The sequence below is a fragment of the Aquimarina sp. AU474 genome (assembly GCF_900312815.1).
GTDB lineage: Bacteria > Bacteroidota > Bacteroidia > Flavobacteriales > Flavobacteriaceae > Aquimarina.
Map to the genome: position 1 here is coordinate 364080 of NZ_OMPE01000008.1, position 14998 is coordinate 379077.

Here is a 14998-nt window from a genome sequence, read left to right on the forward strand (position 1 = left end):
GGTTTTTCAAATTAGGAGCTAAAAACAATTGTTGCCTTAAAACCTTCTTTTGGTTTTGAATCAAAAGTAATAGTTCCTCCAATGTCTTTCATGCGGGTTTCCACATTAACCAGACCGTTTTTTGAAGTAGACTTACTCAAATTCATACCGATACCATCATCAATATAATTTACTTTTATTTTTCTCTTCTCTTTGGCAAAAGTGATGGCAACTATGTTTGCTTGACTATGCCTTTTCATATTGGTAAGTAATTCTTTGAGTACCCAGTACAGTTCTTCTTTTTTAAGAGGTGAAACTTCTGACCAAAAGCCAGGTTCTAACTCACTAGTAATAACTTTGGTTTCTTGATCTCCATAAGAATCCAGTAAAGCCAATAATTCGTCACCATACTCTTCTCCAGTTTCTATTTTATGATCTCTAGAGAAGTCTCTGATTTTGTGATATACCGTATCAAAACCTTTTAATATTTTTAGGTTTTCATGATCACTATCAAAACCAGAGATCTTTTGTAATTGGAGTAGTAGGTAGTAGAGATCGTTACCCACTTCATCGTGTAATTTTTTGGATAGTCTTTTTTCGGTGGTGTGTCGTTCTTGTATTTTTTCTTTTTTGTGTTTGGTTCGTAAATAGAAGAAGAGGAATGTTGAGGATAGGATGGTAAGAATCCCTAAACCCAAATAAATGATGTTTTTTGTTTTTTGTTTTTGGAGCACTATTTGTTGTTGAGCTTTTAGCTGTAAATTTTCTTTTCTTTCCTTGGCTGAATTATAACGAATAGCGGCATATTTATTTCGTGATGTTGCTCTTGCCATATTGATACTGTCATAAATTCTGTCATGTTTTACATCATATTTTATATATTCTGAAGAAGGAGAAAGTTTTTTTAAATATGTTAGAGCTTCAAGTCTATCTTCTACATTGTTTTGTTCAACGGTAAGTTGATATAATAACTTTGCATGTGATATGGATTTAGTTTTATCCTTTTTTTCGTAATATTTCATTAAATGAGCATGACTAGCAATTACCCCTTGTATGTATCCACTGTCCTTTCGTACCTTATATGCTTTTAATAACTCTAGTTCTAAATTTTTACTAGTATCAGATAACCAAGCCGTAAAATTCTTATTATCCCATATTCTAATATATTCTTTTAATTGTTTTTTAGAATCAATCTCTTTGAGTAAATCATTGTAGATACTAAGAGCTTCTACGTAATTTTTCGAATTCTTTAATGTTACTCCCTTAGAGTTTAAAAAAATGTTTGAATCATTCAGGTTTGTTGAATATTTTAGCGATCTATCATGGTAATTAAGAGCTTTTTTATATTGACTTTGTGCTCTAAGACTTAATGCAGCGAAATTAAGTGTTCTTGAAAAATATAAACTGTCATTATTTTCTAAATATTGTAAAGCTTCGATTGCTTGTGTTTCTCCTTCATAGTAATCATTGTTATCAATAAGAATTTTGGACATACTAGACAACCTTCTTCCAATTTGGATACTATCATTTTTTAATAAATACTTTTCTTTAGATTTATTAAAATAAAAATAGGCGCTGTCAAAACTATATTGTTTTTTATAATATATAGCCAGCTTGTTATATGCCTTGCCCATTTTTGAAGTGTCTTTTTCAATTGTAGCTGTATTGAGCATTTTTCTTGCATAAATCAGAGTGCTATCGTTCAATTTAGTTTTAGAAAAAATTGCGTTTTTAAGAGAATAAATATCAATTAAATTACTGTTTAATCTCTGTTTTATCGCAAGTGTCTGGGCTTTGTTAGCGTAAAGTAACTTTTTGCTTATAGGCTTTTTTGTTTTTTTTGCGATAGAATAATAATAAGCAATACTATCATGTACAATTGATATTTCGCTTTTGGAATTTTCTGAGTTCTTAGAAACACAGTTTAACAAAAAAAGAATAGAAAGTAGTAAGAGTAAAGTTGGTTTAATAAATCTCATACTCTAAAATAAAAAAAATGCCGCACAAAAGTGTACGGCATCTCTATTTATGATATGAATTTAATCATCATTCTCTTCAACTGGTTCTCCATCTTCACCCTCGGTAGCTAATTCTTCGATACCGATTTCTTCGGCTAGGTCAGAAGTGGTACAAGAAAATAATGTTACATTAGTCATAATTATAGTCAAAATTAAAAATACTCTTCTCATCGTATTACGTATTAAAAATTAGTAATAGCGTGAGCTGCCTGGGGTTTGAGCCCAGAGGGTAAATTGCCATTCAGCAACACGCGAAATGAGAAGAGGCGCCTCTTCGTTTGGGAAGTATATTTGGAAAGTCGAAGACAGAAAAAGTTAATTGTACTTCCCAGTTTCAGTTATCTGATTCTGTCTTGTATTTCCAGTTTTGAATTAGATTGTATACATTTGTCTTGATAGTTAATCCTGACTTGATCTAAATTCTTTAGCAAGATATAGCTGTTTTACCCCAGTGTTTATAAGGGATTCCGATAATTCCGAAGTCTCACATAATTCCGATGAATTCGGATAAATTCACATGGATTATTATGAATTTTAAAACTATTGAGAACTATAGTCAGTCAATTTTAGAGTTGTACAAAGAGAATAGAGGTGGTGATATGGCAGCATTTTTATCTAATCCTTCTCCAGCATTGATTAGAGATGCTTGCTTAGAATTGTATAAAAAAGACCTTATTAAATCAGATGAAGAAATCATAAGAAGTTTCTTTAAATTTAGAGAAGGGGAAAATGGCGAAACCGCCATTGAAGAACATGGTGTTGGGAAATTAAGGGCCATATCTGATTTTTTAATCGAAAAATCTAATACAAAACATACACCCAGATTAAATTTAATAGCTTTATTAGTTGATTTTCAACCGAGACCATATTCTAAATTCAGAAAGAATAAAGGAGAAGTTGTAAAAGACGATTCTAAAACAGACAATACTCAACAGCTTGATAATAATGCAATAGGGACAGGTGAAAATCATGTTGAAACAGGTGAGGGAAAAGAGGGAGGTAAACCTTGGAAAAAAATAATTATTACTATAAGTTTTATAGGGATAGCAGCTATTATTTATTTTATTCCTGATTGGGAACAAAATGATTGTATGATTTGGTCCAATGACCATTATGAAAAAATAGCTTGTGATAAAACCTCCAATCCCAACTTGTTTTATAACCAAAATATAGTAGAGAATTTTAAAAGAGTAGAATTGGATACTACCACGGAGGTATTTTTTAAAGATGGCAAGGCGTTGTACTGGTATGATAAAGAGGACGGAAAGATCGAGTTTTTTACAAAAGGAGGGAAGCACCCGGTTAATAATAAGGTGCTTAAACCAGTTACACAGACGATTATAAGAAAGTATGTGTATGGAGAAAAATAATTACTATTATGATAATAAAAGAGACCAACACATTTTGATGTCGTTTTATCTTTAACTTCTTATCACAAAAAACACCTTGCTCCCAAAAGAGCAAGGTGTCGCGGTCATCATTAACAATGAAACCAAACTAACTATCTATCTATAGTTTAAATCTACTGTTGCATTAATTTTTGTGATAATTCTTGTATTTCTTCACTCTTTTTAAGCATATAAGCATTAAACTTTTCAATCTCATTTGCTGATAAAGCGCTAGAAAGCTCTTGAGCTTTTGTACCTAATTCTTGACCCTTTTGTCCTAAAGAAGCAAACGCAGCCATATCTTTGCTCTCTACGATTTTTTTGTACTCCTCAATATACTCTTCATAAGCATTTACATACTCTTGTACTTTTGGATTGTTGAAAGAAGGTGTACCGGTTTCCGAAACAGTTTCAGTCGCTACCTCTTCACTTTTGTTATCAGACTTAGTATCTGTAGATTGTTCGGTTGTATTTTCGGTGCTTTTAGTATTATTATCCTTACATGAAAAAGAAAATCCAATAACAAGGATAAGTGCAAAATGTAATACTACTCGTTTCATAATATGATTTTTAGTGATTAGTTATTTATAATTACTTGATTGTTGAGTACAAAGATGCGGTATTAACATATGCTAAGTGAACACTGTTTTCAGTGAAAAATATACTCCTGTTTTAAGGGGGATATGTATATCGGAATAAATACTTTTGAATATTGGGATTATTTTTAAATCTACTAAAACCTTCGTATATTTAGGTTTTTGTCAATGAATCTTTAAAAATTTAGAGCATGAATAATGAAAAACAAACATTAGAGACATTAGTTAATTATAAGATATCTCGCGATGCCACTTTAATTATTAGAGGAGGAGGGTTTACGGCAACTGATGATCTTGCCAAATGGAGAAAAAACATTGAAGATGGCATAATCGATAGAAGATAAATATATAGCATAAAAAAAACGAGGAGTATAACTCCTCGTTTTTTTTATGAAAAGCTATGTTTTATTCTTCTTCATCAAAAGAGACAGGAACTAACTCTACGTTTGTATCTTCAAAAACAGGAGTTTCTTCTTCTTTATCTTCTTCAACCAAAATTGATTCTTCGATTGTTTCGTTGTCCGTTTCAAGTGGTTCAGGAACCGAATCTTTTAAGGTGTTAAAACGTTCTAATTTTTTTAAATCGCCTTCTTCACCAGAGAAATACGGAAAGACATCCATAATAGGCGATTCTGCAATGGCAGGAATAGTATAATCACCCATTGTATTTTTCATGGCATCATTAGTATTGTCAAAAGCTTCTTTTACATCATTAGCTTGTATCAATAGATACATATTTGATTTTCTCTCTTTACCACTTTCTTCATCATATGCAATCAAAGAAACTTTTGATTTAAACCATCTATCGGAATTTTCGAATGGATGAATCTCGGCAAAATTAGCTACTTTAATATTTGTGATTTTGAACTCATCACTGATATAAGCAGACATTTCTTCATTAATTCTAGATTCTGCTTCTGTATAAGAAATAGCATCTACCAAATAAGGTTCGGTTGTCATTTTTTGAGCTCCAGACTCATCTACTTTTCTATACTTTATTTTACATTCGTACCACGTTGCGCTCATATCTTTTTTTGTTTTTATTGGCCGCCAAATATAACCGTTGTATTAGGTTTATATTGTAGGTAAACAAAATAGATATTCACAATTTGTGATGTAAAATATTACTGATTTAAGTATCAGTGATTTACTTATAATGAAACGCCAATTAAGTTTTTTGAATAGTGTGTATTTTAACTTTTTCTTGTTTTCCTTTAAGTAAAACACTACCCAAAAATTCTGTAGATAAATTAGAGTGTATTTTTAAATCCTTAAGCAATTTTTCTGAAATAAGAAGTAGTACTTCATACGTATTGCATTCTGCCTGAATACGGGCAGAGGTATTGATTACATCACCGTGATATGCAATTTCTTTTTTAATAACCCCAACTTCTGTTACCATTAAAGTGCCACCATGTAAGCCCGCTTTAAATTCGGGGATCATTCCATATTTATCCAGGTAATAAGACGCTTTACTCTGTTTTTTATTCTGAAAAGCAAAAAACAAATCTATACAGTTATTGTTGGCAAGTCCTTTTTTATAAGGCCAACTCAAAACGGCTTCATCTCCGACATATTGATAGATTTCAGCATCATATTTAGGGACCACTTCATTAAGATCATAGAAGCAATCCTGTATAAATTGGCTGTATTTAAAATGCCCCAAATTTTCGGCAATAGCTGTAGAATCTTTTAAGTCTAAAAACATAAAGATTCTTTTCTCTTCTTGTGGGTTTTTATATTTACCCATTAGCATTTTCAAGAAAACACCTTTCCCAAATTTTTCTGTAGCAATTTTTATAAAGGAAAAAACAAATGATACTAATACAATGTAAAGAATGGTAGCCCAAAAAGATTTACTCTCTTTCCACCAACCTCTATCTGTATTAAGATTTAAGCCATACATTTCAGAAAAGAAATCCATTACTACAGTAAATACCCCTATTGTTGTTATGAAATAGAAAAATGTCCTAAGATTTAATCCATACACCATTGATAGTTTGTTGGATGTAAATTTCTCAAAAAGAATATCTATCGTTGCATATAAAATTCCGATTAAAATACCAATCGTAGTAAATCCCATTAAGGCTCGCCATGTCCCTCTAACTCCACGATATTCTTTAATCACATTAAACCCTTCTTCTTCATCAATCCCATAATACCTAAATATAGAGTACAATCCCATGGCAATAGCCCAAAAAAGGATAGATTGCCAAAGAATACGTATGTATTGTTTTAGATTATGACTCATTATTGAGATTTGGTATACTAAATGGGTATTTCATAATATATTTATAACAACGAATGTACGCCATTTTCTAGTGCATATATAGTTGAGATTTCTTTATTGGTTAAACTTCTATTAAAAATAGATAATTCATCCAGTAACCCTATATATCCCAAACCGATATAAATATTAGAAGCATCTAAGTCCCAGGTAAAAGGAGTAGTGATCGTAGATCGAGTACCTTTTAATTCTCCATTCATATATAAACTGGCTTTCCCGTTCTCGGTATTTAAATTAGAAAAATTAATTAAGATATGTGTCCATTCTTCTTTACTAAAAGGAGGATTTTTTACTCCAGTTAATCTTTTATTAAAGATCGGGTTTTCATTGTCTGGACCTTCAGGATTTGGATTCCAAACGTTACGATCCCCAATAACGCCTAACCTAAAATCTCTAGGGTTTTCTTTAGTAAAATCTACCCAAATAGCTGCATCATTATAACTTACATCAGTAATTTGTATAGGATCACAATATCCCGGTTCAAGATCAGTAGCCGGATCTAGTTTTAACCAAAAAGAGATTGCTCCGCTCCAATCTGTTTTACTATAAGCGATGTTATCTTTACTAGGGTAATAAATATTTCCTTTGCTCCGTTCGGTAAAAAGTAATCCATCGCCATAAAGTCCCTCGTTTTTGGCAATACGTATATCAGGTTTATGTAAACCTATTTGTGCAGAATCTCTGGCTTTACGGTTAGGAACTGTATATAGGCGTTGGTCACCTAAAGCAAAATCGGCATCTACTCCTTTATCAAAAGATGTATAAAAGGTAAGAGCAGTTTTTAGATCTTCTTTTGTGGTGTCATTCTGACAAGAACTTAGGCTTATTATAAGCGAGGTACATATAAATAGAAAAGAGATGGTACTTTTTGGAGATAACATAGAGTTGACTTTTGTGATATATACCCATAAAGATAGGATTATCTCATTTTTGAATTGTATATATTCACTAAAATTTAAGATTGTACCGTATTAAGCAGGAAATAATTTATTCAATCGGTTACTAATCTCCATTAAAAGCAAACCTTTTTATGAAAGGATGATGATGTTTAAAAAACTCAATATTTTGTGAAAGAATATTATTTTTTGAAGATAAGGCGTTATTAAAACTTACTTTCAACGTTCTTAATTCTTCTGTATCTTCAATTTTGGATGGATTATCAAAATATTTCGATAATTTATTTCTTCCGGCATACCCTTCAACAAAAGCTTCAAAAGAACCGTGTAGTTTCTTAAATTTTCCGATTGGAATCGCTAATAGTAAGAGCACAGCCATAATTTCATGTGGATTCTTTTCATTGGTATATCCAAAATTTTCGTGGGCTTTTACAATACGATATATATTTACAAAACGTTTGATAGCTCGCGGACTAGGTCCTATTATATCAGACATGTCTTGTAGTAATTCGACTTCATTTATAGATAATTGTAATGACTCTAGAGTTTCTTTCGTTTCTATATAATTACTTAAACCAATAGGAGCTTCACCAACTGGAGATTTTCCTACGGTAAAAGGCTCTACTACTTCTTGAGGTTTAGAAATTTCATCAGATGTACCAATATCATCTGCTACTGGAGTAGTTTTCGTATTTGGGTCTAAGTTGGTAGCCAAAGGTTTAACTTCAGCTAAGGTTTTGAGCATGTGTTTTACGCTTTTATCTTCGGCTGCTTTTAAATTAAATGGTACCTGAAATATTTTTTCTAAATAACTTGAAGGATCAATCATTTCCATATCTGCACTTTGATTACTTTTTACAAACTGCATTTGGTGTTTTTTGATCAATGCATTTTTTACCCACCTAGGGTCGACACCTACAACAACAACAAATAGGGGATAGGCCATGAGTAAGTTTACAGCTTCTAGTACTTCAACAACTCGCTCTTCGGGGCAACGATCTAGATCATCAATATATAAAATAATACGTTGGAGCGGTCTCTCAAATTTATCTCTAAACTCTTTGGTTTCCTTGTTTTCAACAATATTTTTTAATTCTTCATGATGATCGGTAAATAGATTACTTAAAATCTCAAAATCTTTTCTAATTATAGAAACAAGTCCTAAGTGTTTTTCGTATTCTTTACTTGCGGATCTTTTTTCTATAAAAGAATGCAATGCTTCCGTAGATAAGGTGTTGTCTAATCTAAATTGGATTTCTGCTTTTTGTTCGGTAGTTTGAAGAATTTGATGATTAATATCTATAATTTCTTCCTTGATCTGTTCAATTTCTAAGGTTAGTGCTTTTTCTCGTTGCGAAAATTGAAATAGAGCATCTTCTTTTTTAAGTTCGTAGTCTTCTTTAATTTCCCAGAAAGAAGCTACTAACGGTTGCAGTTGTTTATAGGTTTTTATTCCCCTATGATAAAAAGTACCAGCTACAGTAAGTCCATACCACAATTCATTAGGAAAGCTGAAATTTGCCCACTGTGTGGTGTTTGCAATATAAGTTAAAATAGGAGGTATCCCTAGAATAAGGCCAATAATCACAATAACCCAAGCCAGATTGGTATGCCATTTACCCGCCTTAAAAAACACTTTTAAGAAAGTAAATATTGATTTTGATTGCTTGTACAGTTCATCAGGAGTTTTCCAGTATTCTTTGGGAACAATTTCAGAAAATTGTTCTTTATTTTTTAAGATAGTTATGTTATTCTTGATGGCGCTTTCAATAGTTTCTTCTACTTTAAATTCGTCATCTACTTTTTTAAACAATTGAGTAATAGTAGTATCCTCAATCTCTTCTATTTTTTCTTTTAATTTTTGTGCTATACTATCTCTTTCACTTTTTAAACTTGCGAGTTGAGCATCGATAACATCTTTTTTCTTTTCTAATTCAATCAACTCACTATTAGTTATATTAAGTTTATTGGTTAGTACTTTCTCAATCTCTTGTTTATAGTTATCTCCAGCAGAGTTATCTTGTATGTATTGATTTAATCCATCAAAAATTTTAGTAATGATGCCTGCCCAAAGGTTAGCATCCATATACGACCATGCATTAAAATGTACATGTGCTATTCCCTCACAAAACCCTTTTTCGGGATTTGTTTGAGATAGGAGTTTAATACGTTCTTTAAGTTTTCTCATAAAGAAACTCTTACCGGACCCCCATTTTCCAAAAAGCGCAATGGCGAGAGGTGGCGTAAAACTTTTGGCAGCTATAACTCGAGCAAATGCAGAGATATCCTTAGAAATATTAAGATGATCGATACCAGAGTCCGAATCACTTACTAAACCGGCAATGGTAGTGATCTTTGTGACAGATGTAATGGTTGCCGATACTTGTTTAAGAGATGTTATGATTTCAGGCTCAATATATGAGAACATAGTCGCTAGATCTTCTTTTTTTGGATCAGTAATTGTTGCCCTATAATGCCCTAAATTTTCTATGTTAACCTGTAAATCCTTAATTTTCCAATCGACTAATAAACTTTTACCGTTATTGTTATTTTTGGTTACAATACCAAAACCTTTTATTCTAAGATAGGATTTGTGATTTTGACCATAGGTAGATTTTAAAATTAAAATATCTCCTTCTACAATACTGTTTATTATTCTAGAATACCGCTCATCTTCATGGCCATCTTCCCATACATTTTGATCAAAAAATCGCTGAGTTTGATCCTCGGTACCTTTATTCCAAGAAGAACCTGCCAAATAAAAAGATCCAGAATGGTTTGTAATAAACTCTTCATTTTCGATATACTTACCAATAGTAGGAGATGTTTCCAATTGTTCTGCATCCAAATCAATTGCAGTACTATCTATTTTACTTTTTAGTTTAGTTTGTTGTTTTTGTTGTACGTTTTCGTTTGATATTGTAGAAGATGAGTACTCATCAGTAGGGGATTGAACAGATTTAAGAAGGTCTCTACCTTCTTTGTTTTTAGGTAAAGAAATGATAAATCGTATAAACATTTCTTGAAGTTGAGGAGCAAAACTATCAATTACAGAACTGGTAATACTATGACTAATAAGTATTGGTATTCTACCGGTACCGGTACCCATTAGTGCCATCCAGATCATCTTAGAGGAGAAGAAATTAATATATTCTTCTATAGCTCTAGATAAATTGGTTCTTAGTGCATCAGAAGACATACCTTTTTGATCAATCGTCACAACGAATACAATAGGTTTTCGTCCTTTAAGTTCTAACCAATCATAACCTTTTTCTAGATTGAGAGATGCAAGTGCTTTTTCGTCATACCCATACGTGTTCAGCACAAATTGATTAAGTGGACCTGGGTTACCAAAGGTATCTACAGGGGCAAAGGCAATATCAGCCTCATTAGGTGATACATCGATACCAAAATCATAAAAAGGAGCTATGTTTGATGATTCCATCAGTGTGTTGAATTTTTATTTTACCTAAATTATATAAACATGTTATACTTTGTTTTTATAAAGAAGTAATTAGTGATGTCTGACGATCGAGAGTTAAATTTGAAAAATAAGATCCCTTTTTCAAACTTTAAGGGGTAACATATGTTAAATATAGAGTTATTAACTCAGTATACAAACCATAATTCATGCTTTTTCCTAAAAAAAGTACCTCGCAGATACAAGATACTTTTTTTGTGAACTTGGCTAATTCAGCGTGTATGTAAAAATTTGCCAATTCGAGAACTTTAATACTTTGACCGGAAATGAGATAGTACTAACATAAAAGAACATAGGGTTCTAATAACTTTACTCGAATTGGCATTTTTAATAATATAACTATGGTATAAATTGGTAATCAATTAGATTAATATTTATACTTCAAAATTATTTTATTATTACTATTCTTAAAAGGGTGTTATAGCCTGTATTAATAGGGTAAAAACCCTATTTTGATAAGGGTTACTAATAAAACTTAGCATAAACGTTTAGTGTTACTAATTTTTTCAGACAATCAGTTTTGGATATAATAGTTTGTTAAAAACTTACTTTTATTTTCTCAAAAAATTGTGATTTCTTTGCCGTTGGGAAAAAAACAGGAATTGGAAGATCAAGAAAAAGAACAAAAAAAAGTATATACGCGATATAATTTTTTTAATAAAACATATTGTGTATTTAGAGGGGCATCTCTGCGTGAAATTTCAAGAAGAAAACCGAACTATCGAAGTGAGTCGGGTAGTACATACTACTACACAAAGCACGGTGTATATAGGATGTCTAATCATTGGGGTAGGGCTGCAAAATGTCAATGGCGTTTGGTATCAGACTTTCCTGCCGAAATCGATGACTTAAGGTTGGGATATGCCGATTGGGAAGATTTTAGAGAAAATTTGGATCCAGATGTAGATGCGTATTATATCTCTGTAGATTTTGATACAAACAAAGTAAGTTACATGCACCGGGATAACCCAAATTATAATGAGATAGCAGTATTACGTTCTGCAGATACTACTAGAAAATTGATCAAACAGATCAAAAACCTATTAGAAACACATAAGTGGGCAAAATACTATGATTATGATGATCTTGACGAATTTAGAGAAGAGGTAGTGACTAGATTAATTAATAGTAATATCTCTTTAAACGAATTGAGAAGAGAATTGGTAGACTATTAGATTCGTTATTATTCTGGTAAAGGAACATAAGTAGTATCGTTTGCTACTTTTGGAAATTCCTTATTTTTCCATTGGTTTTTGGCTATTTCTATTTTTTCTTTATCAGTAGAAACAAAGTTCCAATGAATAAAACGTTCTTCGGGAAATGGTTGTCCTCCAAATAAGATAATATGTGTATTCGATTGCAAAACGATAGCGCAACTATCTTCGGTTTTTGATATAAGCATATTACCATGTTCTATACTATTTCCACATGCCTCAATAGTCCCTTTTACAATACAAATTCCGATTTCTCCTTCTAATTCTCCTTTAATTTTCAATTCATATTGGTTTGTCGTTTTTATTTCTATCATAAACAATGGTGAGTGAACAGGTACAGGGGATGTTTTACCATACCCTTTACCCGCAACAAGACAAAATTGCGCACCGTTATCAGTCCAGTTAGGTAATTCTTTCCTGTCAATATGATGAAATTCTGGAGGTATTTCTTCTAGTTCTTTGGGTAATGCAACCCATATTTGATAACCATGTGCTAAAAATTCGGTGCCATTTCTTAAATCTTTTGGAGTACGCTCTGTGTGTGTTACTCCTTTTCCTGCCACCATCCAATTAACAGATCCAGGTGATATGCGTTGATTGGTACCAATACTATCCCGATGCACTACTTCACCTTCAAGCATATAGGTTAATGTAGATAATCCAATATGCGGATGCTGATCTACATCCATATAATGTCCTTCTTTTATAGTGGTTGGGCCCATATGATCTATAAAAATAAAAGGACCTACCATTCTTTTTTTTCTGAAAGGAATCAATCTTCCTACTAGAAAATCACCAATGTCACGACTTCTCTCAGGAATAATCAAACGTTCATTAGACATACATAGGGTTTTAAAATGGTTTAGTTTAAAATTATAACTTTTATCAGAACATAGCGTTAAAAAAATATTAAGGTGAATTTCTTGATGTATAATTCTATTTTCTAGATGTATAATCAAGCAAAATAATCTTGTTATTAGTAACATCGCTTTACTCCAAAATAATTTACTATCTTTTCATTCGTTAATAGAAAACTAACAACTTCAACCTTAAACCTACTCATGGAAATTTTTTCTTCATACAATGTTATCATCGGGATTTCACTAACAATTATTCTATCATTTATTTTTAATGGTATTGCCAAAAAAACAAATGTTCCGGCGGTACTCATGTTAATTGTATTAGGAATAATTCTTCAGTATATTCTAAAAGCTTTTGGAGCGGATTCTAATACTTTTTTGCCGATGCTAGAAGTATTGGGTATTGTAGGTTTGATTATGATTGTACTTGAAGCTGCTCTCGAATTAGAATTGAAAAGCGATAAACTAATGCCCATCTTAAAATCGATGGGGGTAGCTTTAATTGGTTTGGTAGCTTCGACCTTTATAGCAGCAGTAATTCTTAAAGCACTTATAAAAGGAATGACTATGCAATCTGCTTGGTTATATGCCACACCATTATCTATATTATCTAGTGCGATAATAATACCAAGTGTTTCGGGATTATCAGATAGTAAAAAAGAGTTTCATATCTATGAAAGTACATTCTCTGATATTTTGGGAATCATGCTTTTTTATTTTCTTGCAGGAAGGTTAAATCCGGCAGAAGACGCAGGTGTAGGAGGGTTCTTTTTAAATTTGATTTTAACAATAGTGATTTCACTTGTAGCTAGTTATGCTATTATTTTGATTTTTCAGAAAATCAAGAGTCAAGTTAAACTATTTTTGTTGATTGCTGTACTATTATTATTGTATGCATTAGGTAAGAAAATGCATCTGTCCTCGCTTATTATTATTCTTATTTTTGGATTAGTAATTGCCAATATGAAATTGTTTTTTCAAGGAAAGTTAAGGCAATATCTAGATTTTGAAAAAGCAAAATCTATTTATCATGAGTTACATGTTATTACTGCTGAAACTGCTTTTGTAGTACGAACACTATTTTTTGTGATTTTTGGGATTACAATTGTACTCTCTTCCTTATTAAGTTTAAAAGTTACTTTAATTAGTTTATTAATTCTAGTATCGATATATGCTATTCGCTATGGGTTATTGCGCCTTTTTATGGGGAAAGATATATTTCCTCAATTATTTATCGCACCTAGGGGGTTAATTACGGTACTTTTATTTTATGCAATACCCGAAGAAGCAATGATTGAAGGTTTTGAACCAGGCGTTTTGCTATTTGTAATTATTGGTACTAGTTTAATTATGACTTGGGGAATGATACGTGATAAAAAGAAAAATCCAGAGGTTTTGGAAGAAGCAACAGAGGAGCAAAAAAATATTGAAGAAACAGAGTATTTTATAAATAACACAACCGATTTAAGTGATATCGAAAATCCAAGTGCATCTGGAGAACATGAACTAGAATAATGAAAAGACTTCACCGATTAACCGCCATATTGGTCAAATTACAATCAAAAAAGATTGTTCAAGCAGCAGAACTAGCCGATAAATTCGAAGTGAGTTTACGTACAATTTATCGAGACATGCAAGCACTTACAGATGCAGGAGTACCTATTGGTGCAGAGGCAGGTACAGGATATTTTCTTGTTGATGGATATTCGTTACCTCCTGTAATGTTTACCGAAAAAGAAGCTAATGCTTTGCTTACAGCTTCTAAGATCATAGAAACAAATAATGATCAATCCTTAATTAATGAATATCAAGAGGCTATTGATAAGGTTATTGCAGTTTTAAAAACCACGCAAAAAAAGAAACTTGAAATTTTAGAGCAACGTATTTTTACATATAATCGAACTGCTGTATATCCTAGTAACTCACTATCTATTATCCAACAAGCAATTACCGATTTTAGAGTATTAGAAATTCAATATACTACGGCTCTTAAAGAATCTAGCAAAAGATTAATAGAGCCTTTGGGAGTCTATTTTACAAATAACACATGGATTTTGATAGCCTACTGTAGACTACGTAAAGATTATCGAGAATTTCGAACCGATCGCATTGCTAATCTTATAGAAACTCAAGAAATATTTCCTTCGCAACAATTTACCTTAGAAGATTACTATAATAGGAGAACATACGCATATAAAACAAATATTTCTTCTTAAGAAAAAACTACTGACATAGGGTTGTCATAGACTGGTTTTAGTTTTGATTGAAATTAATTTTCA

General features: G+C 31.8%; 13 protein-coding genes. 5 read left to right on the forward strand and 8 right to left on the reverse strand.

What is annotated here, in order from left to right:
• Positions 1 to 11: 11 nt before the first annotated feature.
• Together DK508_RS11460 and DK508_RS21110 are read right to left on the reverse strand one after the other, a co-directional pair.
• A complete protein-coding gene (locus DK508_RS11460) occupies positions 12 to 1685 on the reverse strand; it encodes an ATP-binding protein (protein WP_235016385.1) in 1674 nt (557 codons plus the stop codon).
• 333 nt (positions 1686 to 2018) lie between these two features.
• Positions 2019 to 2168 carry a hypothetical protein gene (locus DK508_RS21110; RefSeq protein WP_160114661.1) on the reverse strand — a complete coding sequence of 50 codons (150 nt, stop codon included), beginning with the start codon at positions 2166 to 2168 and terminating at the stop codon, positions 2019 to 2021.
• Between the two features lie 326 nt (positions 2169 to 2494).
• Between DK508_RS21110 and DK508_RS11465 the strand changes: the two genes are divergently transcribed.
• Positions 2495 to 3367, forward strand: coding sequence for a hypothetical protein (locus DK508_RS11465; protein WP_160114662.1), 873 nt, complete (start codon positions 2495 to 2497; stop codon positions 3365 to 3367).
• A gap of 152 nt (positions 3368 to 3519) precedes the next feature.
• Here DK508_RS11465 and DK508_RS11470 read toward each other — a convergent pair whose 3' ends face one another.
• Positions 3520 to 3945: a hypothetical protein gene (locus DK508_RS11470; RefSeq protein WP_109300902.1), complete on the reverse strand. Its 426-nt coding sequence runs from the start codon at positions 3943 to 3945 to the stop codon at positions 3520 to 3522.
• Positions 3946 to 4172: 227 nt separating this feature from the next.
• Between DK508_RS11470 and DK508_RS21115 the strand changes: the two genes are divergently transcribed.
• Entirely contained in the window at positions 4173 to 4325 is a 153-nt protein-coding gene (locus DK508_RS21115) for a hypothetical protein (RefSeq protein WP_160114663.1), read from the forward strand.
• A 61-nt stretch (positions 4326 to 4386) separates the two neighbouring features.
• Here DK508_RS21115 and DK508_RS11475 read toward each other — a convergent pair whose 3' ends face one another.
• The 4 genes from DK508_RS11475 to DK508_RS11490 form a co-directional block, all read right to left on the reverse strand.
• Complete coding sequence (locus tag DK508_RS11475; RefSeq protein ID WP_109300903.1) at positions 4387 to 5007, reverse strand: DUF4494 domain-containing protein; 621 nt, start codon at positions 5005 to 5007, stop codon at positions 4387 to 4389.
• A gap of 142 nt (positions 5008 to 5149) precedes the next feature.
• Positions 5150 to 6232 (reverse strand): adenylate/guanylate cyclase domain-containing protein, encoded by a 1083-nt coding sequence (locus DK508_RS11480; protein ID WP_109300904.1) that lies wholly within the window; start codon positions 6230 to 6232, stop codon positions 5150 to 5152.
• A gap of 41 nt (positions 6233 to 6273) precedes the next feature.
• Positions 6274 to 7149: a LamG-like jellyroll fold domain-containing protein gene (locus tag DK508_RS11485; protein ID WP_109300905.1), complete on the reverse strand. Its 876-nt coding sequence runs from the start codon at positions 7147 to 7149 to the stop codon at positions 6274 to 6276.
• 121 nt (positions 7150 to 7270) lie between these two features.
• Complete coding sequence (locus DK508_RS11490) at positions 7271 to 10609, reverse strand: P-loop NTPase fold protein (RefSeq protein ID WP_109300906.1); 3339 nt, start codon at positions 10607 to 10609, stop codon at positions 7271 to 7273.
• Between the two features lie 638 nt (positions 10610 to 11247).
• Between DK508_RS11490 and DK508_RS11495 the strand changes: the two genes are divergently transcribed.
• On the forward strand, positions 11248 to 11820 hold the full coding sequence (locus tag DK508_RS11495; protein ID WP_160114664.1) for a hypothetical protein: 573 nt from the start codon (positions 11248 to 11250) through the stop codon (positions 11818 to 11820).
• A gap of 8 nt (positions 11821 to 11828) precedes the next feature.
• Here the strand turns inward: DK508_RS11495 and DK508_RS11500 are convergent, their stop codons facing one another.
• On the reverse strand, positions 11829 to 12701 hold the full coding sequence (locus DK508_RS11500; protein ID WP_109300908.1) for a pirin family protein: 873 nt from the start codon (positions 12699 to 12701) through the stop codon (positions 11829 to 11831).
• A gap of 219 nt (positions 12702 to 12920) precedes the next feature.
• On the opposite strand from DK508_RS11500, the gene DK508_RS11505 reads away from it, so the two are divergent.
• Positions 12921 to 14234 (forward strand): cation:proton antiporter, encoded by a 1314-nt coding sequence (locus DK508_RS11505; protein WP_109300909.1) that lies wholly within the window; start codon positions 12921 to 12923, stop codon positions 14232 to 14234.
• On the forward strand, positions 14234 to 14935 hold the full coding sequence (locus DK508_RS11510) for a YafY family protein (RefSeq protein WP_109300910.1): 702 nt from the start codon (positions 14234 to 14236) through the stop codon (positions 14933 to 14935). Before DK508_RS11505 ends, DK508_RS11510 begins: the two co-directional genes overlap by 1 nt.
• Positions 14936 to 14998 lie beyond the last annotated feature (63 nt).

What these genes read in the sequence shown, in the direction of transcription:
- DK508_RS21115 (WP_160114663.1), top strand. Translation starts at nt 4,173, where the DNA reads ATGAATAATGAAAAACAAACATTAGAGACATTAGTTAATTATAAGATA.
- DK508_RS11510 (WP_109300910.1), top strand. Translation starts at nt 14,234, where the DNA reads ATGAAAAGACTTCACCGATTAACCGCCATATTGGTCAAATTACAATCA.
- DK508_RS21110 (WP_160114661.1), bottom strand. Translation starts at nt 2,168, where the DNA reads ATGAGAAGAGTATTTTTAATTTTGACTATAATTATGACTAATGTAACA.
- DK508_RS11475 (WP_109300903.1), bottom strand. Translation starts at nt 5,007, where the DNA reads ATGAGCGCAACGTGGTACGAATGTAAAATAAAGTATAGAAAAGTAGAT.
- DK508_RS11490 (WP_109300906.1), bottom strand. Translation starts at nt 10,609, where the DNA reads ATGGAATCATCAAACATAGCTCCTTTTTATGATTTTGGTATCGATGTA.
- DK508_RS11465 (WP_160114662.1), top strand. Translation starts at nt 2,495, where the DNA reads ATGAATTCGGATAAATTCACATGGATTATTATGAATTTTAAAACTATT.
- DK508_RS11480 (WP_109300904.1), bottom strand. Translation starts at nt 6,232, where the DNA reads ATGAGTCATAATCTAAAACAATACATACGTATTCTTTGGCAATCTATC.
- DK508_RS11505 (WP_109300909.1), top strand. Translation starts at nt 12,921, where the DNA reads ATGGAAATTTTTTCTTCATACAATGTTATCATCGGGATTTCACTAACA.
- DK508_RS11485 (WP_109300905.1), bottom strand. Translation starts at nt 7,149, where the DNA reads ATGTTATCTCCAAAAAGTACCATCTCTTTTCTATTTATATGTACCTCG.
- DK508_RS11470 (WP_109300902.1), bottom strand. Translation starts at nt 3,945, where the DNA reads ATGAAACGAGTAGTATTACATTTTGCACTTATCCTTGTTATTGGATTT.
- DK508_RS11500 (WP_109300908.1), bottom strand. Translation starts at nt 12,701, where the DNA reads ATGTCTAATGAACGTTTGATTATTCCTGAGAGAAGTCGTGACATTGGT.